Source organism: Ruegeria sp. HKCCA6837 (assembly GCF_013034475.1).
Classification (GTDB): Bacteria; Pseudomonadota; Alphaproteobacteria; order Rhodobacterales; family Rhodobacteraceae; genus Ruegeria.
The window spans coordinates 12,848-36,871 of sequence record NZ_WQGD01000006.1 but is presented as its reverse complement, the minus strand read 5'-3'; the positions used below and the strand labels follow the sequence as shown (position 1 = coordinate 36,871).

Sequence of the window (24,024 nt, the reverse complement as noted above, 5' to 3'; positions counted from 1 at the left end):
TTGCTTGGTGTCTGCACCGGCCTGCTTGGGGGGCTGTAGTCCATGGCAAAGCGGTTTGGCGGCAAGTACAGCCCGCAGGGCGATACCTCAGACGATACACCTTTGCCACGTGGACAGTTTGACGGTGCACGGGTCGAGCCCGCTGGTGCCCGTGCCAATCTTCTGTTTCTTCCGGCCATTCCTTTGGTGTTCCTGTCCCTGAATGACGGCGCAATTGGCATGACCATCGGCCTGATCGCAGCAGGCATTCTGACAGCAGCCGCGTTTTTGCTGCGTGAAGGTCTGCGGGCCGAAGCCTCATATAACGCCCGAAAGACCGCCCGACGGCCTGCTTTTCCGCGCAAGATATTTGCCAGCATTCTAACGGGCCTGGGTGCAGGGCTAGCCACATACAGGACCGAGTTTCTGGATGCAGAAACCGCCGCACAAGCCAGCTTGTTGGCCCCGGTGCTTTTTGGAGTGGCGGCTACCGTTTTGCACTCGGTCTCATTCGGCATTGATCCGATGAAGGATAAGGGCATGGAAGGGATCGACACCTTTCAGCAGGATCGCGTGGCCCGCGTCGTCGACGACGCCGAGAAACATCTGTCTGAGATGACGGACGCCGTCAAACGCGCGGGTGACCGCAGGGTCGAAGCCCGCGTCGAACGGTTTCAGGACACTGCGCGGGACTTGTTCCGCACAGTCGAAGAAGACCCCCGCGATCTGGCCGGTGCCAGAAAGTACCTGACCGTGTATTTGCAGGGCGCACGGGACGCGACCGTCAAGTTTGCGGACGTCTACGCCCGAACCCGCGATGCGCAGGCGCTTGCGGATTACTCTGCTTTGCTGGACGATCTGGAACAGAATTTCGCCGCGCGTACGCGCAAAATGCTATTGGATGACCGTAGTGATCTGACGGTTGAAATTGACGTGTTGCGCGAAAGATTGCAGCGCGAAGGCGTCCGGTTGGACTGACCGGTCATTATTTGAGCGAGGAACATACCCATGTCCGATGAGATCAAGAACAAGGCAGTTCAGGCTGAAACTCTGGTGCAGGAAGTCACCGCCGTTGCCTTGCCTGAACCGCAGGCCGAGGTCGTGTCGCTGGAAGACGCCGACGAACCCGTCAGTGCCGAAATCCGCAAGCGGATGGATGAACTCGACATGGGCAACACCAATTCGATCGTGTCTTTTGGGTCATCTGCACAGGCCGAGTTGCAGGAAATCAGTCAGGCGATGCTGGCGGATGTGCGCAACAAGGATGTGGGCCCCGCCGGGGACAGCCTGCGCAATATCGTCACCACGATCCGTGGCTTCTCGGTCAGTGAACTGGACGTACGCCGCGAACGCAGCTGGTGGGAAAAACTGCTTGGCAAGGCCGCGCCTTTTGCCAAATTCACCGCTCAGTACGAAGAAGTTCAAGGCCAGATCGACCGTATCACCGACGATCTTCTGGGCCATGAGCATACCCTGCTGAAAGACATCAAATCGCTTGATCTGCTGTATGAAAAGACGTTGGACTTCTACGACGAACTGGCGCTTTACATCGCTGCAGGCGAGGAAAAGCTGACCGAACTGGACAGCCACGACATTCCGGAAAAAGAGGCCGAGGTAGAGGCCGCGCCCGAAGATCAACAGGTCATGAAAGCGCAAGAGCTGCGCGACATGCGCGCCGCACGGGACGATCTGGAACGCCGTGTTCATGATCTGAAACTGACCCGTCAGGTTACGATGCAGTCGCTGCCATCGATCCGTTTGGTACAGGAAAACGACAAGTCGCTGGTGACCAAGATCAACTCGACCCTGGTCAACACAGTTCCTCTGTGGGAAACCCAGCTGGCGCAAGCTGTCACCATCCAGCGCAGCGCCGAAGCTGCCGCCGCCGTGCGTGACGCCAACGATCTGACAAACGAACTGCTGACCTCGAATGCAGCCAATCTACGCGAATCCAACAAGATGATCCGCGAGGAAATGGAGCGCGGCGTGTTCGACATTGAAGCCGTCAAGCAGGCCAATGCTGACCTGATCGGGACCATCAACGAAAGTCTTGCAATTGCAGATGAAGGCAAGGCCAAACGCGCTGCGGCCGAAGTTGAACTGCAAAAGATGGAAGCCGAACTACGCGACACTTTGGCCTCTGCCAAAGCACGCCAGGACGGTGTTGGTGACAATGCCGGCACTGCGGTTCCCGGCTAAAGGCAGGATCGGTGTGCGGCACTTCAATTCTCTGAAACTTGCGTTGGGTGTGACTTCGGTTTTGGCGTTGGCCAATTGCGATGAAACCCTTACATCTACTGTTGCGCCGCAGCCCCGCCCGGAACCCGCACCGACGGCGGCGAATGCGTATGTACCACCCTCGGCGGCCAGTCAGGATCTGGCGCGGTTTTACCAACGCGTTGAACGTGACCTTCTGGTTCGGGGGCTGTTGCGAACAGACGGCGGCGGACCGGATACGCCCTATGACGCCGACGATCTGGCCCGGAACTTCGAAACAATCGCGTTCTACAGCGAATATCCGACGCAGAGTGTTTCGATTGGTTCACGCCAGACGGACGGGCAGCTGAGCCGTTGGTCGGGGCCCGTTCGTATCCAGACCGAGTTTGGCCCCTCGGTTTTGCCCGAAACACGGACACAGGATGCGGAACAGGTTCGGGTGTTTGCGGGTCGTCTGGCCGGATTGACCCAGCACCCGATATCGGTTGTATCGCGAAACGCCAACTTCCATGTCTTTTTCGCAGGCAAGGACGACAGCGCCTATGTCGCGTCCCGCCTGAAACAATTGATCCCGAATATCAGCCAGGCTTCGCTGGATCTGGTCGCCAACCCACGCGCCAATTTCGACTGTCTGGTCTTTGCGTCTGCGACCAAGGCGTCTCCCTACAAATATGTGCGTGCGGTTGCATTGATCCGCGCTGAACTGACGGACCTGGTGCGCCGCAGCTGCATTCACGAGGAAATCGCCCAGGGGCTTGGCCTGTCCAATGACAGCCCGGCGGCGCGGCCTTCGATTTTTAACGATGATGATGAGTTTGCATTGCTGACCAGCCATGACGAGAAACTGCTGACGATGCTGTATGACCAGCGATTGCAGCCCGGGGTGGGCGTGGATGAAGCACGCCCTGTCGTACGTATTATTGCGCGTGAATTGATGGGGCAGCCGCTCTGACCCCAAGGACAGGAGAACCCAAATGGGAATTTTTGATTTTCTGACCGGAGAATTCATTGATGTCATTCATTGGGTGGATGACACCCGTGACACGATGGTCTGGCGGTTTGAGCGTGAAGGGCACGAAATCAAGTACGGTGCCAAACTGACCGTGCGCGAAGGTCAGGCAGCAGTATTCGTACATGAAGGGCAATTGGCCGACGTATTCACGCCGGGTCTCTATATACTTGAGACCAACAACATGCCGATCATGACCACCCTTCAGCATTGGGATCACGGTTTTCAGTCGCCGTTCAAGTCCGAGATCTATTTCGTCAACACAACTCGGTTCAACGACCTGAAATGGGGCACCAAGAACCCCATCATGCTGCGCGATCCCGAGTTCGGGCCAACCCGTATCCGGGCCTATGGCACCTACACGGTGCGTGTTAAGGACCCCGCGAAGTTCCTCGTGGAAATTGTCGGAACAGATGGCGAATTCACCATGGACGAAATCAGTTTCCAGGTGCGCAATATCATCGTACAGGAGTTCAGCCGCGTCATCTCGGGCTCTGGTATTCCTGTTCTGGACATGGCCGCAAACACCGCCGATCTGGGCAAGCTGATCGCTGCCGAAGTTTCGCCGGTCTTGGACAGCTATGGGCTGGAAATGCCAGAGTTTTACATCGAGAACATCTCGCTGCCCCCGGCGGTTGAGGCGGCTCTGGATAAGCGGACTTCGATGGGATTGGCGGGTGATCTGGGCAAGTTCACTCAATACTCGGCAGCAGAGGCGATGACGGCCGCGGCCAGTAATCCGGGTCAAGGCGGTGGCATGGGCGCCGGTCTTGGCATGGGTATGGGGATGGCAATGGCGCATCAGATGTCGAACATGGCAGCGGGCCAGCCGAGCGGCCCTTGGGGATCGCCCGCCCCCGCTGCCCCGCAAGCGGCAGCACACACGGCGCCACCTCCCCCGCCACCTGTCGAGCATGTGTGGCATATCGCTGTGGATGGTCAGACAAGCGGGCCGTTTTCCAAAGCCAAGATGGGGCGCATGGCCAGCGAAGGCGAACTGACACGTGACACCTATGTCTGGACTGCGGGACAGGACGGCTGGAAAAAGGCAGGCGACGTGCAGGAGCTTGCGCAGTTGTTCACAATCCTGCCGCCTCCGCCGCCCGGAACGTGAACAAACGCGGTCTTCCTTCAAATTCATCATGACCACCTGGTAATTCATGGCACACGTCACCGCCCCTAACCCTACCGAACACCGTTTCCCCTGCGACCAGTGTGGCGCGGACTACCGGTTCAACCCGGGTGATGGTACCTTAACCTGCGATCATTGCGGGCATTCCGAACCGATCAGTGCCGGACCGTGGGGCGGTGCAAGTCTGCGAGAGCTGGACTTTGACGCCGCCATCGCTGACCGCCTGCCGGACAGCGAGATCGAGGAAACCCGCGTTCTGTCGTGCCCAAACTGTGCCGCGCAGGTAGAGTTTGACCCAAACACCCATGCCGCCGAATGCCCGTTCTGTGCCACGCCGGTCGTGACAGATACCGGGATCAACCGGCATATCAAACCAAAGGGCGTATTGCCTTTTGCGTTCGACGAACGATCAGCCCAAAAGGCGATGGGCGATTGGTTGGGGCGACTATGGTTCGCACCAAACGGGTTGAAGGAATATGCCCGCAAAGGGCGCAAGATGCAGGGCATTTACGTGCCTTACTGGACTTTCGATGCTGACACCAAGTCTTCGTATCGCGGCGAACGCGGTACTGTCTATTATGAAACCCGCACCGTAATGCGAGACGGCAAGCGGGTTCAGCAACAAGTGCCAAAGGTACGCTGGACCCCCAAGTCCGGCCGCGTCGCGCGGTTTTTTGACGACTTGCTGGTGTTGGCGTCTAAGTCGCTTCCCAAAAGCTACACCGACGCGCTAGAGCCCTGGGATCTGCCCACGCTGGAGCCCTATCAGCCCGAATACCTCGCAGGCTTCCGGGCTGAAGCCTACAGCGTTGAACTGCGGGAAGGGTACGTCGAAGCGCGCGCGCATATGGCACGCGTGATCGAGCGGGATGTTCGATTTGACATCGGCGGCGACCGGCAGCGCATTCATGCGGTTGATACAGACGTGCGCGATGTCACATTCAAGCATATCCTGCTGCCCGTTTGGATGGCCGCCTATAAATACCGCGGCCAGACGTATCGGTTTGTGGTCAATGGCAGAACCGGGCGGGTTCAGGGCGAACGCCCGTGGTCAGCCATCAAGATAACCATCGCTGTTGTGCTGGGATTGCTGCTGGCTGCGGGTGTCGGCTATTTGGCGGCCACCGGGCAATAGGCAGACCTGCAGACAGGCTTGTGCATCCGACGAAGCGCGGCCATGTTCAGTTCGGAAAACAAAGGGATGAGCATGTTGTGTCGTTTGCTGAACTGAATACCCTTCTGAGAGACCGCCATTCCTGCCGGGCGTTTCTGCCTGATCCTGTCCCCCGCGCGCAGATCAAGCAGATCGTCGCCAGCGCATCTCGCGTTCCCAGCTGGTGCAATGCGCAACCCTGGCAGTTGGTAATCACCAGCGCAGACGAAACGGATGCTTTCCGTGAAGCGATGCAAAACGAGGCCGTTAGCGGAACGCCCGCTCCCGATCTTCCGTTTCCAACATCTTATTCTGGCGTGTACCAAGACCGCCGCCGCGCCTGTGGCTGGGCGCTTTACGAAGCTGTTGGAGTGGAACGCGGGGATCGCGCCGGGTCGGCGCAGCAGATGATGCAGAACTTTTCCCTGTTCGGCGCGCCACACTGCGCCATCCTATCAAGTCCGGCAGAACTTGGACCCTATGGCGCGATGGATTGCGGTGGTTTTGTCACGGCCTTCACGCTGGCCGCGCAGGCACTGGGTGTGGCGACAATCCCCCAAGCGGCCCTGGCCACTTACGGCCCCTTTCTGCATCGGTATTTTCAAATCCCTGAGGATCGCCTGATCCTTTGCGCAATTTCGTTTGGCTTTGCCGATCCGGATCATCCGGCAAATAACTTTCGAACAGATCGCGCCGCACCGAGTGACTTTGTGCAATGGCGCGGTTAAACAGGCGCAAGGGCAGTCCTATCGCGTTGAGGGAGGAACCACGTGCGCGCAGTATTGCAGAGGGTGTCATACGCCAAAGTGTCGGTTGATGACGCAGCCATAGGTTCGTCAGGGCCGGGCCTTATGATTCTTGTTTGCGCAATGCAGGGCGATGATGAGATGCAGGCCAGAAAGCTTGCAGAAAAAGCCGCGAAACTGCGTATCTTCAAGGATGACGCAGGCAAAATGAACCGCTCGTTGCTGGATGTTGGCGGATCAGCGTTGGTGATCAGTCAGTTCACGCTGGCCGCCGATACAACAAGCGGCAACCGGCCAGGGTTTTCAAACGCAGCACCACCGGAGCAGGGCGAGCGCCTGTACAAAGAATTTGCGACACATCTTGGCGCGCAAGGCGTTGCGGTGGAAACCGGACAGTTTGGGGCTGACATGGCGGTTGAACTTGTGAATGACGGCCCTGTCACGATCTGGATCGAGAACTGATGGACATATCAAAACAAGCGGTAGATTTTTGGCAGGCCGGGGTTGATGCGGTTGACGGATATACCGCCACCAAAGCCGCACTGCCTGGTGTTCCCAAACCGGACCGGATACTGGCCGTCGGCAAACCCGCGGCTGCGATGGCGCGTGCAGCGCTGGCGCGATTTGGCTCGGTCCCCACACTTGTCGTGACCAAGGACGATCACGGCCGCGACCTGCCAGACGCGGTCGAGGTAATCGAAGCTTCGCACCCGGTGCCAGACGACCGCAGCCTTGCCGGGGGGCGGGCGCTGCGCCTGGCGATGGAGCAAATGCAACCCGGGTCACATGTCCTCTTGCTGGTTTCGGGCGGGGCATCCTCATTAGCCGAGGATCTGTTGCCAGGAACATCTTTGCGTGATCTTGAGGCGTTGAATCGCAATCTGCTGTCGGAAGGTTTGGACATCTGCGCCATGAACGCCGAGCGGCGCAAGCTGTCTCGTATCAAAGGCGGCGGATTGCTGTCTCATTTCAAAGGCGCGCGGGCCACTGTGCTGGCGATTTCCGATGTGCCAGGGGATGATCTGAATGTCATTGGCTCGGGCATCGGCGCGTTGCCGGACAACTACACCTTTACCGCCACCACGCAGATCGTAGCTTCCAATGCCCATGCGCGGAATGCGGCGGTCACGGCTGCGGATGTGGCGGGCCTTGCGGTTTTTGCAAATGAAGAAGCCCTGCATGACGACTATTTGCAAGTCGCCGCGAAACTGGGGCCAATCCTACGCGGCATGGACAAGGGCGTTATGATCTTTGGCGGGGAACCAACTGTAGTCCTGCCGGAAAAACCCGGTCGTGGAGGTCGTAATCAGGCACTGGCGCTTGCTTTGGCCAAAGAGATCTCGGGGCAGCCTGGCCTGGCAATTGTTGTTGGCGGCACGGATGGAACCGACGGCCCAACAAACGCAGCCGGAGGAATCGTTTGCGGCACCACCTGGGCCGATGGGGCCGAAACCTATCTTCAAAATGCTGACAGTGGATCGTTTCTGGACAAAGTTGACGCGTTGCTGACAACCGGACCAACCGGGACCAACGTCATGGATCTGGTCGTCGCAATACGAGGGTAATTAGACACCTTGCCCACATTGTGATCCACAAGCGTCTAGAAATATCAAAAATTGCCAGTTTTCTTTTAGACAGATCACGGACACTGCGTTCGTGACATCCCTTCGTGTCGTCCATGTGCAGACGATCGTTTTTGATATCGGCACGAAATATCCTTGCCCGACTAGCAGAAATAAGCCAACGTTGACTCAAGCGTCAATAAAAAGTCCGAAAAGGGCTAAAACCACTCAATAGGGAGAAGACTAAATGAACGAACAAATCACACATATGGCCGGTCAGGTCACAGCAGGGAAAATGACCCGCCGCGAATTCATGGGGAAAGCAGCGGCATTGGGTGTTTCGGCTGCCATGGCCAGCACTATGTTTGCCGACGCCGCTCGTGCGGCGGGTCCAGTGAAGGGTGGAACCTTCAAAATGGGCGTTCAAGGGGGCGAAAGCACAAATACGCAGGATCCGGCGTTGTGGTCGTCCGATGTTCCGATTGCTGGTGGCCAGCAGTGGGGCGAGACGCTGGTCGAAGTAAATGGAAAGGGCGAACTTGAAGGGTTGGTTGCCGAAAGCTGGGAAGGGTCTGCGGATGCAAAGACTTGGCGCTTCAAAGTCCGACAGGGTATCGAATTCTCCAATGGTAAAACAGTCACCCCAGAAGACATCATGCGCACGATGGAGCGCCACACAAATGAAGATTCTCAGTCTGGTGCACTAGGTATCGTGCAGGGCATTGAATCGATGCGGGTCGACGGGGACACCTTTGAAGTCACAATGGAAATCGGCAATGCCGATCTACCCTACTTGCTTGCCGACTATCACTTGAAAATCCAGCCAGACGGTGGCTTTGATGATCCGAACTCGGCCGTCGGCACCGGACCTTATGTTCTGGAGAGCGACGAGCCAGGCGTGCGTATGCAGTTTGTCCGCAATCCGAATTACTGGGGCGGCGACGCTTTTGCCCATTACGACAGTGTCGAAGTAATCACGCTGAACGATGCAACAGCCCGGACCGCCGCACTTCAGTCAGGTCAGGTAGACATCATCAACCGGGTTGAGCCCAAGATTGCCCAACTGCTGGACCGGGCGCCAAATCTGTCGGTTCAGAATGTCTCGGGGCGGGGCCACTACGTGTTCATCATGCATGTGGATACTGCACCATTTGATGCAAACGAACTGAGGTTGGCATTGAAATATGCCATCAACCGCGAGGAAATGGTTGATAAAATCCTTCGCGGGTATGGCGGTATCGGCAACGACATGCCAATCAACGCTGCCTATCCGCTGTTTGACGATAGTATTCCGCAGCGTGAGTACGACCCAGCAAAAGCTGCTGAGCATTACAAGAAATCCGGGCATGACGGCTCACCGATCATCCTTCGCACGGCCGATGGAGCCTTCCCCGGTGCCGTGGACGCAGCCGCATTGTTCCAGCAAACGGCACAGGCTGCGGGGATTCCTTTGGAGGTCAAACGCGAACCAAATGACGGATACTGGTCCGAAGTCTGGAATGTGCAACCATTCTGCGCGTCGTACTGGAGCGGGCGCCCGGTTCAGGATCAGATGTACGCGACCGCGTATCTGTCAACTGCTGACTGGAACGACACACGCTTCAAGCGCCCCGAGTTTGACGAAATGCTGCTGGCGGCACGCAGCGAACTGGATGACGCGAAGCGCAAGGAAATCTACTCGAAAATGGGCATGATGGTGCGTGACGAAGGCGGCCTGATCCTGCCAATGTTCAACGACTTCATTGACGCAGTCAGCAACGAAGTCCAAGGATATGTTCCTGACCCGAACGGCGCCATGATGTATTGGTACGCGTCGAAATTCACCTGGAAAGCCTAAGGTTCCAGGTCAATGCATCCCATCATAATACTGGTTGCTCAGCGCCTTGCGCTGAGTACCCTTCTCCTTATCGCGGCGTCAGCACTGATTTTTGCAGGGACAATGATTTTGCCCGGCGATGTGGCACAATCGATCCTGGGGCAATCCGCTACGCCGGAGTCGCTGGCCAACCTTCGTGAAGAGCTCGGGCTGAATGATCCGCCGCTCACCCGCTATTTCGACTGGCTGTTTGGGGCCCTGCAAGGCGATCTGGGGACCGCTTTGACCAACGGCCGTGACATTGCTGAAAGCATCGGACAGCGGATGTCGAACACCCTTTTTCTGGCCTTCTGGGCTGCGATCATTTCGGTGCCTCTGGCCATCATGTTGGGCCTGATTGCCGTACGCTATAAGGACCGGTGGCCTGACAAGCTGATTTCGGCAGTGACACTGGCCTCAATCTCGATTCCGGAATTCCTGATCGGCTACCTGCTTATGTATTTCATCGCGGTAAAACTGGGCTGGTTCCCATCGGTCGCAATGATTGGTGACCATATGAGCCTTTTGCAAAAGCTTCAGGCTATCGCCCTGCCCGTAATGGTTCTGACGCTCGTGGTTTTGGCGCATATGATGCGTATGACCCGTGCGGCGATTTTGAACGTCATGCAATCGGCTTATATCGAAACCGCCGAGCTTAAAGGCCTGACCGGGTTTCAGGTGATTGCACGCCATGCCTTCCCGAACGCCATCGCCCCGATCGTAAACGTCGTGATGCTGAATCTGGCCTATCTTGTGGTCGGTGTCGTGGTGATCGAGGTGGTCTTTGTCTACCCTGGAATGGGCCAATACCTGGTCGATCATGTTGCGAAACGTGATGTTCCGGTGGTGCAGGCCTGTGGTCTGATCTTCGCGGCCGTCTACATCGGCCTCAATATGGTCGCGGACATCGTCTCGATCCTGGCCAACCCGCGTCTGAGGCACCCGAAATGAAGAACATCCCTATTTCCGCACTGATCGGGTTGTTCCTGACGGCCCTCTACTTTCTCATGGCGCTGTTCGCGCCGCTCATCGCCCCCTACGGCATGGCCCAAGTGGTCGGCGATGTATGGGAACCCTCAAAGATCGAGATCATGCTTGGGATCGCTCCCGCAGGTTTCACCGAGTCAAACTTCTGGCTGGGCACCGACAATATCGGTCGCGATCTGCTTAGCCGCATGATCTATGGCGGTCGCACGACAATCTTCATCGCAACGGCTGCGACCATCCTGTCCTTCGTGACCGGCTCGGTCCTGGGCTTCTTTGCGGCTGTGATGGGGGGCTGGGTCGACCAGGTGCTGTCGCGCTTTGTCGATCTGATCATGTCGATACCGACCTTGATCTTTGCCCTTGTGGTACTGTCGGTGATGCCTGTGACAGTTCCGATTTTGATCGTCGTTATGGGCTTGTTGGACTCGACGCGGGTCTATCGTCTGGCCCGTGCTGTCGCTGTCGACATTACAGTCATGGATTATGTCGAAGCCGCCCGTCTTCGGGGCGAGAAAAACGGTTGGATCATCTTCCGGGAAATCCTGCCCAACGCGCTTTCACCGCTGGTTGCCGAGATGGGCTTGCGTTTCATCTTTGCCGTACTTTTCGTCTCAACCCTGTCCTTCCTGGGTCTTGGTGTACAACCGCCCGAGGCTGACTGGGGTGGCATCGTGAAGGAGAACAAGGAAGGCATCGTGTATGGCATTCCCGCCGCCTTGTTGCCCGCCGTTGCCATCGCGACGCTGGCGATTTCGGTCAACCTTGTGGCCGACTGGGTCTTGAACCGAACCACATCACTGAAAGGAGGCCGGGGATGAGTGATCCACTTCTCAAGGTCCGCGACCTCAAAATCGGCGCAACCGTCTACCCACCGGGTGAAAAACCCCATGACATTGAGATTGTCCATGGGGTCAGCTTCGACCTGGCACCTGGTAAGGTGCTCGGTCTGATCGGTGAATCCGGGGCCGGTAAATCCACGATCGGTCTAGCGTCCATGGCCTATGGCCGGGGTGGCGTGAAGATCACAGGCGGAGAGGTTTGGGTCAACGGGCGCGATATTCTAAAAACTTCACATCGGGATATTCGCAAGCTGCGCGGGGGCGAGGTGACTTATGTGTCTCAGTCCGCTGCTGCGTCCTTTAACCCTGCCAAAAAAATCATGGATCAGGTGGTCGAGGCTGCGGTTGAACAGAAAAAGTTCAGCCGCAAAGAAGCCGAAAGTCGCGCGCGTGAGCTGTTCGCCAAGCTGGGTCTGCCCGATCCGGACAATATCGGCGATCGTTACCCGCACCAGGTCTCTGGGGGTCAGTTGCAGCGCTGCATGACGGCGCTGGCGCTGTGTCCCGAACCTGATCTGGTGGTGTTCGACGAACCAACCACCGCGCTGGACGTGACCACCCAGATCGACGTGTTGATGGCGATTAAAGAGGCCATTGCCGACACTGGTGTTGCCGCGCTGTATATCACCCACGACCTTGCGGTTGTGGCGCAAGTGAGCGACGACATCATGGTCCTGAAAATGGGCAATACCGTTGAATACGGGAACACGGATCAGATCATCAACAATCCGCAGGAAGAGTATACGCAAGCTTTGGTCTCGGTACGCTCGATCGAGCATGAAGAGAAACAGCCAACGGCGGACCCCGTGCTCAGCGTTGATGGGATCACTGCGCGTTATAAGGGCCTGAATTTCGACGTGTTGCACAACGTCAATGTCGAGCTTCATCCGGGGCAGACATTGGCTGTTGTCGGCGAGTCTGGCTCGGGCAAGTCCACGCTGGCGCGCGTGATCACTGGCCTGCTGCCACCGCGCGAAGGAGAGATTACCTTTGCCGGGCGCAAGCTCTCGCCGGACCTCAAAGGCCGAACCCGCGAAGACCTGCGCGAATTGCAGATGATCTACCAGATGGCCGACGTGGCGATGAACCCGCGTCAGACGGTTGGTACAATCATTGGCCGCCCGCTGGAGTTCTACTTCAACATGCGCGGAGCGGAAAAGCGCAAGCGGATCATCGAATTGCTGGATGAAATCGAACTGGGCGAAAAGTTCATCGACCGATATCCGGCTGAGCTGTCTGGTGGTCAGAAACAGCGTGTCTGCATCGCGCGATCCCTGGCTGCGAAACCCAAGATGATCATCTGTGATGAGGTGACATCGGCGCTCGACCCACTTGTGGCGGATGGTATTCTCAAGCTGCTTCTGGACCTGCAGAAGATCGAGAATGTGGCCTATCTGTTCATCACCCACGATCTGGCAACTGTCCGTGCAATCAGCGACAGTATTGCGGTGATGTATCAGGGACGCGTTGTGCGGTACGGTCCAAAATCGCAGGTGCTCAGCCCGCCATTCGACGACTATACCGACCTTTTGCTCAGCTCGGTGCCCGAAATGCATCTGGGCTGGCTGGAAGAGGTTGTCGCCCATCGCAAGATGGAGAGCGCGGGGAACTGATCCACGCTTGTGACAGTTCCATGAAATCTGAAAATCCCGGCGCTTTGTCCAATGACAGGTGTCGGGATTTTGCTATTGGGGGCGTGAACAGTCGTGTTTTGAGCCGCGAATCTCCTAGGCTCGGCTGAAGAAATTACTGAAAGGCTCGGGCATGGACCGCAAACTTCTGCTCATCATTCTGGACGGCGTCCCCTACCGCAATTTTCGCCGCCTGTTTGGCAATCTGGAAGGCTGGGTCGACAGCGGCGACGCGCGGGTTTGGAAGCTGCGCGCAGTGCTGCCCTCTACTTCGGCCAGCTGCTATGCATCGATCCATACAGGTGTGACACCGCAGGACCATGGCTGCACTGGCAACGGCAATGTTTTTCGCCTGAGCCACAAGGATGTGTTCAGCCAGGTCCGCGAAGGCGGCGGTGTAACCGGAGCGGTCACCCACAGCTATTGGTCGCAGTTTTTCAACCGCCACCCCTTCGACTATGTCCGTGACATCGAATATGACGAACCCGAAAGCCAGACCATCAACCACGGTCGTTTCCACACCATGACCGGCTATGGCAACGACAATCAGATGACACCGTCCGATATCGATCTGTACGGAACCCTCACGAATCTCTGCCTGCGCTTCGGGCTGGATTATGGCATCCTGCACGCCTGCACGTTGGACAGCATGGGTCACCGGTTCTTCCACGATTGCGAGGAAATGGACCACGCCTGCTTTGTCGCGGACGAGATGCTGGCGCCCTTCATTCCCCGTTGGCGGCAACTGGGCTACGAAGTTATCGTGACAGCTGATCACGGTCAGGATGAACGCGGTCATCACGGTGGGCGAGGACCGCTGCAGCAGGAAACTGCGCTGTATTACTTCGGCGACGCGGACGGCCCCGACGCAGATACTGTAATCGACCAATTGCAGTTGGCCCCCACGATCCTGCATCGCATGGGCGCGCCTGTCGCAGAAACGATGAAGGGCGAAGTTTTCTTGCGATAACGTTCAACCGCTTTTTAGGCGGTAAAGGACTTAGTCGTAAGACCAGATCCCCTGCCCCAGCGCTTCGATAGCGACCGAGATACGCTCAAAGCTTTCTGCTGCGCGTTTCACCGAGGTACGAGCGCGCAAATAGCCATGAACCAAGCCGGGCTCATTGATCCAATGGGCCTTTCCTCCTGTCGCCGCTATCTTCTCGCAGTAGTTCGGCCCATCATCCCGTAGCGGATCGCAATCTGCAGTCACCACTACTGTGGGCGGCAGGTTCGAAAAATCACTGTCCTGCAAAGGTAAATAGGTTGGGTCACCTTCGGGCTGATCCCCAGCGTATCGGACGGATTCATAGAACTTTATATCGTCCAAAGTCAGCAACGGGGCGTGGGCGTGTTCCAGGTAGGAGCCTTTGGTTCGGTCCCCACCAAGCAGGGGAAAAATCAGCACTTGGCCCAAAATGCCGTCCAATCGGCCCCGCGCGTGATGGGACACCGCAGCGGCAAGGTTTCCTCCGGCACTGTCACCCGCCAAGATCAACGGGTCACCAAATTCACGCGCCGCCCAGTTCACTGCTGTCCAACTGTCATCGAACTGCGCGGGGTGCACATGTTCAGGGCACAGCCTGTAGTCAACTGCGACTACACGATACCCTGTTTGCGCGCAGAGTTCAGCGCAGACGTCATCGTGGCTGTCCAGCCCACCCAACACAAATCCACCGCCATGGAAATAAACGACGGTTCGGGTGGGCTGCCCTGCGGTGTAGATGCGGACAGGAACTCCATCGGCTGTCAAATCCTGTGTTTCCACCCCGACAGGTCGCGGTTGGCGGAAATCCTGACACATGGTGTCATAGACGCGGCGCTGATCTTCGATTGAAAGATCAACCGCATCATCAGGATAGCTTTCAGCCGTGCGACGTATGAACGCCCAGGTTTCCTCGTCAATCAGGCGTTCATAATCCATTGTCCCTCCGGCTTACTCAGACCACTCCCACGGCTGGGTATATGCGCCCAGCACTTTTGAGACATCGTCTTCCGAAGATCCGTTCGCGTCAAGCTGCGCTACAAGGCCACGCCTTTTATCATCGATCACCGAAACAACACGCGCCGATACCTCAGCTGTCTCAAGCGCACCATTATAGATACGTGTGATAGCCTGTTTACGCAGATCGGGCTTAAAGACCTTACCAACCGCAGTTTTGGGCAATTCGTCCAGAATGGTCATATGTTTGGGCTGCGCCGCACGTTCATGCACATGAACCTTGCAGTAATCCATCAGCTCTTTTTCAGTGACCGAGGCGCCTTCGACCAGTTCGACAAACGCACATGGCACTTCACCGGAATGCGCGTCTGGTTGACCAATGGCACCGGCAAAAGCGACAGCTTCATGTCCCAATAGCGCTTCTTCGATCTCGGCTGGGTCAATGTTATGGCCACCGCGAATGATCAGATCCTTGGCGCGGCCCGTGATCCAAAGGTATCCGTCTTCGTCAAACCGCCCCAGATCACCCGTGCGCAAATACTTGTCGTAATAGTATAGATCGACATTCTTGTCGGCCTCGGTATAGGTGTTGCCTGCATAGACACCCGGGTTCGAGATACAGATTTCTCCGATTTGATCCGTACCGCATTCGACCGGTCCATCCGGCCCGCTTTGCAGGATTTTTACATCGGTGTAAGGGAACGGAATACCGATCGATCCGATCTTTTTTTCACCATCCACAGGGTTACACGACACCAGGCACGTGGCCTCGGTCAGGCCATAGCCTTCGACGATCTTCACACCCGTGGCTTCTTCAAAGCGACGGAACAACTCAACCGGCAGCGGGGCCGAGCCAGAGAAAGCTGTCTTCACGCTTGAGATATCGGCATCAACCGGGCGCTGCATTTTGGCCGAGATGGCAGTGGGTACAGTGATAATGAAAGACACCTTCCAGCGTTCGATCAGCTTCCAGAAGTTGTCGAAAACGCCGTCTCCGCGATACCCGGCTGGTGTCGGGAAGATCACATGCGCGCCCGAGGACACGGCTGCCATCATAATCACGTGGACAGCAAAGACGTGGAACATAGGCAGCGGGCACATGATGACGTCGTTTTCGTCAAACAGCAGCGTATGTCCCAACCAGCCGTTATAGACGAGACCAGAATACTTGTGTTGCGCCACTTTTGGCATGCCGGTCGTGCCGCCCGTATGGAAATAGCACGCAACACGGTCTTCCTTGCTGTCTTCAAATGTCAGCGTCGTCGGCTGTTTGACCAACTCTTTATTAAAGTTCTTGTAATTCGCATGGGCGAGTTTTTCCCTGTCACCCATCTTGGGGCGCAGGAAAGGCACCAACCAGGACTTGGGCGGTGTCAGATAGCGGTTCAGGTCGATTTCCAGAATGGTGCTGACCTTGGGCGCGTGGCGGACCGCTTCCTCCACTTTCTGGGCCACATCCGTTTTTGGGAAAGACTTCAGCGTCACCACAACCTTGGCGCCGGTCTCGCGCAGGATGGCCGCAATCTGTTCCGGCTCAAGCAGCGGATTGATTGGGTTCACGATCCCGGCTACCGCGCCGCCCATCATGGTGATCAGAGTCTCGTTACAGTTGGGCAGCACATAGGCCACCACATCTTTTTCGCCCACACCCAGTGAACGGAAGAGGTTCGCAGCCTGATTAACCTTGCCCTGCAATTGTGACCAGGTCAGGGTCTCGGCTTTGTCGGTTGGTCCCGACAACAGTTGAAAACTGATGGCATTGTGGTTGGGAAACTTCTCTGCCGTGCGCGACAAGAGCTGATGGAAGGTGACGGGCAGATCCCGATCCTCCCACGGCATTTCCTGTTCCATGCGCGTTTTGTCTTCCAATCCCACAAAGGCCATGTGGTTCCTCCCGTTATTTTCTCCCGCATTTTGCGCAGGCTTGTTGTTCGCCTCCAAGATGGGATCAAAAACGAGCCCGCGCAAGCGAGGGCTTAGCTGTGACAGTGAGTAAAATGTAGAATGACGCTACGGCGGAAAGGGAAATGCCCGTGCGTCACCCTTATTCCGCGGCGACACCGTCGGTGAATTGCAACCGGGCCAGACGCGCATATAGCCCGTCCTGAGAAACCAGATCGTCATGGCTGCCTTGCGCCACGATACGGCCTTCTTCCAGCACAACAATGCGGTCGGCTTTCTTCACAGTTGCCAAGCGGTGTGCAACGATCAGGGTTGTGCGTCCGGCCCGCATCTGGTCCACCGCGCCCTGTACCGCGCGTTCGCTTTCCGCATCCAGAGCCGAAGTTGCCTCGTCCAGCAACAGAACCGGCGCGTCGCGCAGAATGGCCCGCGCAATGGCGATACGCTGCTTCTGACCGCCTGACAGCATCACGCCGCGTTCGCCAACAAAGCTGTCATACCCTTCCGGCAAGGCAGCAATAAAGTCATGCGCGGCAGCGGCACGGGCCGCGGCTTCAACTTCGGCATCGGTTGCATCTAGACGCCCGAAGCGGATGTTTTCACGGGCCGAGGCAGCAAAGATCACAGGGTCCTGAGGAACCAGAGCCATATGCGTACGGAAATCTGCCCGATCCAGTTCTCTCAGGTCGTGGCCATCCAACGTGACCCGGCCCGAATTGGGGTCATAGAACCGCTGGATCAACTGAATGACTGTCGTCTTGCCCGCGCCGGAAGGTCCGACAAAGGCAACCGTTTCACCCGGATTGACCTGAAGCGAAAGATGATCCAGCGCAACGGTGTCGGGACGCGACGGATAACGGAAGCTGACATCTTCGAAGCGGATTTCACCTTGAACATCCTTGGGCAGGATCATGGGCTTGGCAGGATCGGTCACGGTGTCTTGCGCATTGAGAAGTTCGACCAGACGCTCTGTTGCCCCGGCAGCGCGTTGAAGTTCGCTCCAGATTTCGGACAGGGCCGCGACCGAGCCGGCCATAATGACCGAATAGATCACGAACTGCACCAGTACGCCTTCGGTCATCACGCCGTTGCGCACATCATTTGCACCCATCCACAAGACGCCGACGATGCCCGAAAAGACCAGAAAGATCACAATTACCGTCAGTACCGCACGGGTTTGAATGCGGCGCAGCGAGACCACATACGAGGTTTCGGTCATCTCTCCGAATTGCTTGCGGCTTTCCTGTTCGTGGGTAAAGGCCTGCACCGTCTGAACAGCGCCCAGAGCTTCACCTGCGTTTCCGGACGAGGCTGCAATCCAATCCTGATTCTCGCGGCTGATCACACGCAGACGGCGACCCAAAACCAATATCGGAACAATGACAATCGGGATCAATAACAGAACCAAACCCGTCAATTTGGCCGAGGTCAGCAGCATCAGCACCAGCCCGCCGAAAAACATCAACATGTTACGCAACGCGATCGACACCGAGGACCCAAGAACCGACTGAATCAGGGTCGTGTCCGTTGTGATCCGGCTGAGCACCTCACCCGTCATGATGCGTTCATAGAATTCCGGGCTCATCGCGATCACGCGATCGAACACGGCCTTGCGAATATCGGCGACAACGCGTTCGCCCAAGCGCGTGACCAGCGCGTATCGGATGCCGGTGCCCACGGCCAAAACAGCGGCAATGCCCAACGCGGCCAGAAAATACCAATCCAGCAGCTCGCCGTCCTGGATGCGAAAGTTGTCGATCACGCGCCGAACCGCCAGTGGCAGAGTCAGCGTCATGCTTGCGGTCAGAATCAACGCCAATGTCGCGCCAATCATCAAAAACTTATAGGGCTTCATGAATGGCCAGAGCGAGGCCAGCACCCCAATTTTCTTTGAGCGGGCCCGCTCTTCACTGGCACCGGGTGCAGCGGCTGGCGCTGGTTTACTGGCGGTTTGTCTTGCCATGTCGGGCCCTTATGGATTGAACTCTAGAAAGTGACCGCTTTCTTGGCCTCAACCGCCCTTTTGGTCAAGCATGACAACAAGGATCAGCGCCCCGAAAGGGCCATTTGACGCAGAAAAGTTTGGGATCTTGGAGCGGGTAGACGGAATCGAACCGACATAGCCTGCTTGGAAGGCAGGGGCTTTACCATTAAGCTATACCCGCTCAATGTTTCGCCTTCCTATGTGATGGCAAAGTGGGCGTCAAGAGCGAACCATCACTTGGGTAAATTGACCCCGAAAGAAGGGATTTTTTGTAGTTTGCGAGGACGGTGTGAGTAAAGGCGTTCTGCTTGATATCGCTGGTGTTCTGTATCAGGGTGACAAGCCACTGGCTGATAGTGCGGAGGCGGTTTCAACCATTCGCGGCACAGGACTTCCGGTTCGCTTTCTGACAAATTCAACCCGAAGACCAAAGCGTGTTATTCTGGATAAGCTACAAGGCTTCGGAATAGACGCAGATGCCACGGAAATCCTTACACCAGCGGCGGCCGCCTGTGCCTGGCTAGAGGAAAACGGTCTTGCGCCACATCTTGTGATCCATCCGGATCTGGAAGAGGATTTTGCAGCGTGCTCGAAATCCGGTCCGGGAGCAGTCATCGTTGGAGATGCTGGCCGCTTTTTCACCTATGAACGGTTGAACGCGGCCTTTCGCCTGATCAAGGACGGGGCTCCCTTTCTCGCATTGGCGTCGAACAGGGTATTTCGCGATACAGACGGCGAATTGAGCCTGGATGCTGGTGCCTTCGTCCAAACGCTTGAGTATTCTAGCGGCAAAAATGCTCTCCTGTTTGGAAAGCCATCGCCAACGTTTTTCCGCTCTGCCGTACAAAGCATGGGGTTAGAGCCTGCTGACGTAACAATGATTGGCGATGATGCCGAAAGCGATATCGCGGGCGCTTTGAAGGCAGGCTTGGGCGCGGCCTTTCTGGTTCGAACCGGAAAATACCAAATCGGCGACGAGGCGCGCTATGAACCAAGACCCACTGCAACCGCGGACGGAGTCCGCGCCGCGGTGGAACTTGTAATCAAAGGACGCGGTTGAATGCGTCGAACCAGCATTGCTTCGGCGGCAGCTGTCACGCTGGAAACGGATGGGTTTCGTGTAGTGAAGGGCGATCTGACCGATACTTAAGTTCTGTGTTGGGTTGGAACATGGCCTGCGCATTGACTGAATAATTGCGCTCATAGAGGGCACCGACAATGTCCGACAATCGCAGAGGACAGAATTTGCAAAGTCTAGCGGACGGCCCGAAGCGGCCATTTGCGTCAGCCGCATCGAAGGTCTGGTTCGAGCCCATTTTGGCCAATGCTGCGCGATGCCCCAATGACCGCAACGCAGGAGCAAGCAGTCTTTGGAAAAACCGACTGCAGACCCAATGCGTCCGTATAGAAAGAGTCATGAATCCGCGTCAGCTCCAGCGATTAATGACATTCGCATCTCGCGTGGCTTTAGAAGCTTGAAACTCCCGTAGGCTCGAGAGATGAAACCTGCTTCTTGGAGTTGACCCAGATGCTATGCGACCGTAGACCGCGCAAGATTCGCGAGGTGAGCGAGATCGGACCGTGTCGCATCAACTTCGGGCTGCCGATCAAAAGGATTGTCGTTCATACGCACATCTGCGAGCCGCACGAGAAGAATAGTGAAGCGTCGAGTCGATCAGAAGATGCAGCGGGCCGCTTCCCGCCGCGATACGGAAGACTCACCTTCAGCGTTCTTTGACGGCGGCACAGGGTACTGAAATCAGGCACTGCACAGTCCGCCAGTCAGCCGCAGGCAACTACCCACGAAGCCCGTGGCTTGCCTCAGCTGCAGCCCGACAAAACCTTCAGGGTCAGACACGCTTGGAATGCGGATTCGCTGAAACTGTGGTGACGACCGCGCTTGCCTTAAGGTAGCGGTGTCCAATCTATCTCAGGATCAAACCAGATCGAAAGCGATCCTCGTTCTTTCAATGCGTGATTGTACGAAGGCCAGTTCCCGGTCTTGTACTTCGTTCGGGCCCAACTGGTCGTATCTCTCAGCTATCATGCTGGATTTATGAGGTGAATCCTTCAACCCATTTGGCAGCAAAGCAGCTTGGCTCCAGAATTGGCGACCCGTCAGTTGGGAAAGAATCACGAATCTAGCCATTCGGATTCCGGTAAGGGATCAGGCAATTTTCCGACACAGAATCGACCAAAATGCCAAATCTTACAATCCTGGCGTGTATTTCTCCGTGATTTGGAGGATGCGGCGCCCTGATGGCGGGACCTAACCTTGTGGAAGGCTCCGTCGATATGGAGGGGGTTAGAACGCCGCGAATTTGGGCGGCATCCATCAGTAACTAGTGAGTTAACTAGGAGAGTAAAATGTTGAAGCTTTATGTAATGATGAAAACCATGGCACGCGACGAAAGCGGCGCGACCATCGTGGAATACGGCGTTGCTCTGACAATCGTCACGGCGATTGCAGTGGGCACTCTTTCCGCTTTGGGCGCAGATGTTTCCGGCCAGTTCACCGCTGCGGAAACCCGGATTCCTTAAGGAATACAAAGCACGCGGTGCGCTCAGCCCCGCGTGCTTATCGCCCCGGAAAATTTTCTTGATCCATTGGCAAAGTGCAACCGTTCCGATCGGTTCATTCAATAAACGCCAGGAAATAGCTGAAGGAGCACCAGATGAGACTCTCTGCCATTTTCACTGCATTGACGGGCCTAGTCGTAGCCGGAGGGTCGGTTTACGTCGCTCGGGATTACATTCAATTCGATACTCAGTCCGCAAATGTCGAGGCCGAGAGCGAGATGGTGAGCGTGGTCGTTGCATCGCGCGATATTTCGTTCGGCGAAGAAATCGAGCCCGGCGCGCTGACAACCATTGACTGGCCCCGTGGTGCCGTACCCGTGGGCGTCTTTACAGATTACGACGACCTGATTGCGGCGGCCAACATGCCGTCCCGGCGCGCCCGTCGCGCAATTACTCAGGGTGAACTGATACTGAACAGCAAGGTTTCCGACTTTGGTGAGAAGGTCACCATCGTTCAGACGTTGGGCGCAGATCATCGCGCCATGGCCATCGAGGTTGACGCCGAAACCGCCGTGGGGGGCTTTGTAACCCCAGGCGATCGGGTCGATGTGGTGATGACCACTGGCGAAAAAAGAGACATGCACGCCGTCACCATTTTGCAAAACATCAGGGTCATCGGTGTCGATCAGGAATCTGACGAACAGACCGACCAACCCGTTGTTGCGCGCACGGTTACTGTTGCCGTTACGCCTGATCAGGTCCAGCGCCTTGCCCTGGCGCAGCGTGCCGGTCGGCTGAGCCTGACCTTGCGGTCCATTGATGACACCGAGGACAAGACGCTGACTATGACGCGGTTGAACGATCTGCTGATTGATGAACCGGTTATTGCGCAGGACATCAAAGAACCGGTGCGCAAAACGATAATCCGGGTCCGCCGCGGCACCGAAGTGACTGAATCCATCATTAACTGAATCGACCAAGGAAGGTTTCGACCGTGTCCCTCGCTCAATTCATACGTCAATTCCGCAGCTCCGAAGACGGCGCGATCCTGGTCTTTGTTGCGGTGGCCCTGTCGGTCATGGTCGGTATGGCCGCCCTTGCATTCGACATTGGCCGCGTGACCACCACCCAGTCGGAATTGCAGAGCTTTGCGGACAATGTCGCCCTTGCGGCTGCGGGGGAACTGGATGGGCGCCCGGATTCAATCACGCGTGCCACCAATGCGGCTGCAAACATGATCCGCGACCGTCAAAGCTTTGGCGTGCGCAACAAGGATCAGCTGTTGTCCGGTGCAACGGATTACCAGCTACGGTTTTACGAAAACCCGCCGACAACTGCGACCGATCCCGCTCAACCCGCGCAACTGCTGGATTCGACCGATCCAGCCAGCGGACCGATTGCTGCATTTGTTCGGGTGACCGTCGACACGCACGAGGTTGCCACTCCGCTGGCGGCGGCAGCGGCGGCTCTTTTGGGCAATGCGCAGCCTTTCTCCAGCGTCAACGCCGAAGCCGTAGCAGGGTTCACCCTGATGGCCTGCGACATCACCCCGATGTTCATCTGCCTGCCGCAGCCCAGCCTCGATCTGACCGAAGGCCAGTTGATTAGAATGGTTAGCCAAGGCGGCAATGGACAATGGGGGCCCGGCAACTTCGGTTTTCTGTCTTCTAATCAGAATCTGGCCATCGATGCCTCCGGTGCCTGCGATCCTGCACCAAACGGTCAGGAAGATTCATGTGCTCTGGCGGCATCGCGCGCTGTTTCCATGTGCTTCAGCCAAAGAGGCGTTGAAACCAGACCGGGTCTGAGCGTGGGCAACATGGTGGCTGGCTTCAACACGCGTTTCGACCGGTTTGAATCTAGCGCCAAGCAGTTCAGCAACGGCTCGCGCTACGACGTCGACAATTTCGCCTCTTCTCCGCATGTCCTGGACGGCTGGATCACTGCAGGTAACGGAAACAGCTGCACCAGCCAGCTGTCGCCCACCTATGAGGCGAACGGGGTCCTTGATCCGGCCGCGACCGTGGGTCTGCCGCTTGACGACTGTTTTGCCAGCGGCACTTGCCCATCGCCTCGTATCGGCAATGGCGTCTTTACCACTGGCCTAACCGAGTATCTGACTATCAACTATGGCGCTGATTTCAGCGGCCCTCTCCCGACCGGTATTCCGCCTTGGTTCCCGACTGGTGGCACCCGCTATGACATCTACAATGCAGAGGTCACCAACCAGGCCGCTTTGGAGGCTATCCTGACCGCCGGTGGCAAAGCTGAAAGCAGCATGCCTTCGTGCCAACCCCCGTCAGCTGGTCGCGCCGATCCTACGCGCCGTGTCATCACCGTTGCCGGTATCGATTGTGCGACGTTTGAGGACGAGCTTAACGGTGGGTCGGGCACCATTCCGGTCACCAGTTTCATCGAGATGTTCCTGATCCGCCCTTCGGAATCCGGCAGCACCGGTGCCAACGCGGTCATCTATGGTGAGGTCATTCAGACCGTATCGGATGGCATCGGCGGCGCCGGAGTTGGCGGCATCGTTCACGATCTGGTTCAGCTTTACGAGTAATGA

21 protein-coding genes, 1 tRNA gene and 2 pseudogenes are annotated in these 24,024 nt (G+C 56.9%); 19 read left to right on the top strand and 5 right to left on the bottom strand.

Going from position 1 to position 24,024, the window contains the following annotated elements; translation table 11 throughout:
- Positions 1 to 42: 42 nt before the first annotated feature.
- The 15 genes and pseudogenes from GOV91_RS10325 (at position 43) to GOV91_RS10265 (ending at position 14,080) form a co-directional block, all read left to right on the top strand.
- The gene (locus tag GOV91_RS10325) at positions 43 to 957 is read left to right on the top strand and encodes a 5-bromo-4-chloroindolyl phosphate hydrolysis family protein (RefSeq protein ID WP_171235443.1); all 915 of its coding nucleotides are present in this window, start codon (positions 43 to 45) and stop codon (positions 955 to 957) included.
- Positions 958 to 987: 30 nt separating this feature from the next.
- Complete coding sequence (locus GOV91_RS10320; protein WP_171235442.1) at positions 988 to 2,178, top strand: toxic anion resistance protein; 1,191 nt, start codon at positions 988 to 990, stop codon at positions 2,176 to 2,178.
- Entirely contained in the window at positions 2,153 to 3,148 is a 996-nt protein-coding gene (locus GOV91_RS10315) for a DUF2927 domain-containing protein (protein WP_171235600.1), read from the top strand. Before GOV91_RS10320 ends, GOV91_RS10315 begins: the two co-directional genes overlap by 26 nt.
- Before the next feature lie 22 nt (positions 3,149 to 3,170).
- Complete coding sequence (locus GOV91_RS10310) at positions 3,171 to 4,319, top strand: SPFH domain-containing protein (protein WP_171235441.1); 1,149 nt, start codon at positions 3,171 to 3,173, stop codon at positions 4,317 to 4,319.
- A 46-nt stretch (positions 4,320 to 4,365) separates the two neighbouring features.
- Complete coding sequence (locus tag GOV91_RS10305; RefSeq protein ID WP_171235440.1) at positions 4,366 to 5,472, top strand: TFIIB-type zinc finger domain-containing protein; 1,107 nt, start codon at positions 4,366 to 4,368, stop codon at positions 5,470 to 5,472.
- Positions 5,473 to 5,549: 77 nt separating this feature from the next.
- Positions 5,550 to 6,218 carry a nitroreductase gene (locus GOV91_RS10300; RefSeq protein ID WP_171235439.1) on the top strand — a complete coding sequence of 223 codons (669 nt, stop codon included), beginning with the start codon at positions 5,550 to 5,552 and terminating at the stop codon, positions 6,216 to 6,218.
- Positions 6,219 to 6,260: 42 nt separating this feature from the next.
- A complete protein-coding gene (gene dtd, locus GOV91_RS10295; RefSeq protein WP_171235438.1) occupies positions 6,261 to 6,698 on the top strand; it encodes a D-aminoacyl-tRNA deacylase in 438 nt (145 codons plus the stop codon).
- Positions 6,698 to 7,801, top strand: a complete 1,104-nt coding sequence (locus GOV91_RS10290) for a glycerate kinase (protein WP_171235437.1) — start codon at positions 6,698 to 6,700, stop codon at positions 7,799 to 7,801. The genes dtd and GOV91_RS10290 overlap by 1 nt, the downstream gene beginning before the upstream one ends.
- Before the next feature lie 244 nt (positions 7,802 to 8,045).
- Positions 8,046 to 9,635 (top strand): ABC transporter substrate-binding protein, encoded by a 1,590-nt coding sequence (locus GOV91_RS10285; RefSeq protein WP_171175554.1) that lies wholly within the window; start codon positions 8,046 to 8,048, stop codon positions 9,633 to 9,635.
- 12 nt (positions 9,636 to 9,647) lie between these two features.
- A pseudogene (locus GOV91_RS22900) lies at positions 9,648 to 9,872 on the top strand (ABC transporter permease); the annotation flags it as partial.
- Between the two features lie 37 nt (positions 9,873 to 9,909).
- Positions 9,910 to 10,011 carry a hypothetical protein gene (locus tag GOV91_RS22895; protein ID WP_371732307.1) on the top strand — a complete coding sequence of 34 codons (102 nt, stop codon included), beginning with the start codon at positions 9,910 to 9,912 and terminating at the stop codon, positions 10,009 to 10,011.
- Positions 9,999 to 10,604 carry an ABC transporter permease gene (locus tag GOV91_RS22890; RefSeq protein ID WP_371732306.1) on the top strand — a complete coding sequence of 202 codons (606 nt, stop codon included), beginning with the start codon at positions 9,999 to 10,001 and terminating at the stop codon, positions 10,602 to 10,604. Before GOV91_RS22895 ends, GOV91_RS22890 begins: the two co-directional genes overlap by 13 nt.
- Positions 10,601 to 11,458, top strand: a complete 858-nt coding sequence (locus tag GOV91_RS10275; protein WP_171175559.1) for an ABC transporter permease — start codon at positions 10,601 to 10,603, stop codon at positions 11,456 to 11,458. The genes GOV91_RS22890 and GOV91_RS10275 overlap by 4 nt, the downstream gene beginning before the upstream one ends.
- Positions 11,455 to 13,092 (top strand): ABC transporter ATP-binding protein, encoded by a 1,638-nt coding sequence (locus GOV91_RS10270; RefSeq protein WP_171235436.1) that lies wholly within the window; start codon positions 11,455 to 11,457, stop codon positions 13,090 to 13,092. Before GOV91_RS10275 ends, GOV91_RS10270 begins: the two co-directional genes overlap by 4 nt.
- Positions 13,093 to 13,243: 151 nt before the next feature.
- On the top strand, positions 13,244 to 14,080 hold the full coding sequence (locus GOV91_RS10265; protein ID WP_171235435.1) for an alkaline phosphatase family protein: 837 nt from the start codon (positions 13,244 to 13,246) through the stop codon (positions 14,078 to 14,080).
- 30 nt (positions 14,081 to 14,110) lie between these two features.
- Here the strand turns inward: GOV91_RS10265 and GOV91_RS10260 are convergent, their stop codons facing one another.
- The 4 genes from GOV91_RS10260 to GOV91_RS10245 all read right to left on the bottom strand — a co-directional run bounded on the left by GOV91_RS10260 (position 14,111) and on the right by GOV91_RS10245 (position 19,119).
- The gene (locus GOV91_RS10260) at positions 14,111 to 15,034 is read right to left on the bottom strand and encodes an alpha/beta hydrolase (RefSeq protein WP_171235434.1); all 924 of its coding nucleotides are present in this window, start codon (positions 15,032 to 15,034) and stop codon (positions 14,111 to 14,113) included.
- 12 nt (positions 15,035 to 15,046) lie between these two features.
- The gene (locus GOV91_RS10255) at positions 15,047 to 16,936 is read right to left on the bottom strand and encodes an acyl-CoA synthetase (protein ID WP_171235433.1); all 1,890 of its coding nucleotides are present in this window, start codon (positions 16,934 to 16,936) and stop codon (positions 15,047 to 15,049) included.
- Positions 16,937 to 17,096: 160 nt separating this feature from the next.
- Positions 17,097 to 18,917: an ABC transporter transmembrane domain-containing protein gene (locus GOV91_RS10250; protein ID WP_171235432.1), complete on the bottom strand. Its 1,821-nt coding sequence runs from the start codon at positions 18,915 to 18,917 to the stop codon at positions 17,097 to 17,099.
- A gap of 128 nt (positions 18,918 to 19,045) precedes the next feature.
- Positions 19,046 to 19,119: transfer RNA gene (locus GOV91_RS10245), tRNA-Gly, on the bottom strand.
- Positions 19,120 to 19,227: 108 nt separating this feature from the next.
- On the opposite strand from GOV91_RS10245, the gene GOV91_RS10240 reads away from it, so the two are divergent.
- Positions 19,228 to 19,998: a TIGR01458 family HAD-type hydrolase gene (locus tag GOV91_RS10240; protein ID WP_171235431.1), complete on the top strand. Its 771-nt coding sequence runs from the start codon at positions 19,228 to 19,230 to the stop codon at positions 19,996 to 19,998.
- Positions 19,999 to 20,602: 604 nt separating this feature from the next.
- Here the strand turns inward: GOV91_RS10240 and GOV91_RS10235 are convergent.
- Positions 20,603 to 20,978, bottom strand: a pseudogene (locus tag GOV91_RS10235) (transposase); the annotation flags it as partial.
- A gap of 327 nt (positions 20,979 to 21,305) precedes the next feature.
- On the opposite strand from GOV91_RS10235, the gene GOV91_RS10230 reads away from it, so the two are divergent.
- The 3 genes from GOV91_RS10230 to GOV91_RS10220 all read left to right on the top strand — a co-directional run bounded on the left by GOV91_RS10230 (position 21,306) and on the right by GOV91_RS10220 (position 24,021).
- Positions 21,306 to 21,479, top strand: a complete 174-nt coding sequence (locus tag GOV91_RS10230; protein ID WP_217352026.1) for a Flp family type IVb pilin — start codon at positions 21,306 to 21,308, stop codon at positions 21,477 to 21,479.
- Positions 21,480 to 21,613: 134 nt separating this feature from the next.
- A complete protein-coding gene (gene cpaB / locus GOV91_RS10225) occupies positions 21,614 to 22,429 on the top strand; it encodes a Flp pilus assembly protein CpaB (RefSeq protein WP_171235430.1) in 816 nt (271 codons plus the stop codon).
- A 23-nt stretch (positions 22,430 to 22,452) separates the two neighbouring features.
- Positions 22,453 to 24,021, top strand: a complete 1,569-nt coding sequence (locus tag GOV91_RS10220) for a Tad domain-containing protein (protein WP_171180511.1) — start codon at positions 22,453 to 22,455, stop codon at positions 24,019 to 24,021.
- The last annotated feature ends 3 nt before the right edge of the window (positions 24,022 to 24,024 follow it).

Coding starts and splice junctions, on each gene's coding strand:
- GOV91_RS10325 (WP_171235443.1), top strand. CDS start 43: ATGGCAAAGCGGTTTGGCGGCAAGTACAGCCCGCAGGGCGATACCTCA.
- GOV91_RS10320 (WP_171235442.1), top strand. CDS start 988: ATGTCCGATGAGATCAAGAACAAGGCAGTTCAGGCTGAAACTCTGGTG.
- GOV91_RS10315 (WP_171235600.1), top strand. CDS start 2,153: ATGCCGGCACTGCGGTTCCCGGCTAAAGGCAGGATCGGTGTGCGGCAC.
- GOV91_RS10310 (WP_171235441.1), top strand. CDS start 3,171: ATGGGAATTTTTGATTTTCTGACCGGAGAATTCATTGATGTCATTCAT.
- GOV91_RS10305 (WP_171235440.1), top strand. CDS start 4,366: ATGGCACACGTCACCGCCCCTAACCCTACCGAACACCGTTTCCCCTGC.
- GOV91_RS10290 (WP_171235437.1), top strand. CDS start 6,698: ATGGACATATCAAAACAAGCGGTAGATTTTTGGCAGGCCGGGGTTGAT.
- GOV91_RS10285 (WP_171175554.1), top strand. CDS start 8,046: ATGAACGAACAAATCACACATATGGCCGGTCAGGTCACAGCAGGGAAA.
- GOV91_RS22890 (WP_371732306.1), top strand. CDS start 9,999: ATGTTGGGCCTGATTGCCGTACGCTATAAGGACCGGTGGCCTGACAAG.
- GOV91_RS10275 (WP_171175559.1), top strand. CDS start 10,601: ATGAAGAACATCCCTATTTCCGCACTGATCGGGTTGTTCCTGACGGCC.
- GOV91_RS10270 (WP_171235436.1), top strand. CDS start 11,455: ATGAGTGATCCACTTCTCAAGGTCCGCGACCTCAAAATCGGCGCAACC.
- GOV91_RS10265 (WP_171235435.1), top strand. CDS start 13,244: ATGGACCGCAAACTTCTGCTCATCATTCTGGACGGCGTCCCCTACCGC.
- GOV91_RS10260 (WP_171235434.1), bottom strand. CDS start 15,034: ATGGATTATGAACGCCTGATTGACGAGGAAACCTGGGCGTTCATACGT.
- GOV91_RS10255 (WP_171235433.1), bottom strand. CDS start 16,936: ATGGCCTTTGTGGGATTGGAAGACAAAACGCGCATGGAACAGGAAATG.
- GOV91_RS10250 (WP_171235432.1), bottom strand. CDS start 18,917: ATGGCAAGACAAACCGCCAGTAAACCAGCGCCAGCCGCTGCACCCGGT.
- GOV91_RS10230 (WP_217352026.1), top strand. CDS start 21,306: ATGTTGAAGCTTTATGTAATGATGAAAACCATGGCACGCGACGAAAGC.
- cpaB (WP_171235430.1), top strand. CDS start 21,614: ATGAGACTCTCTGCCATTTTCACTGCATTGACGGGCCTAGTCGTAGCC.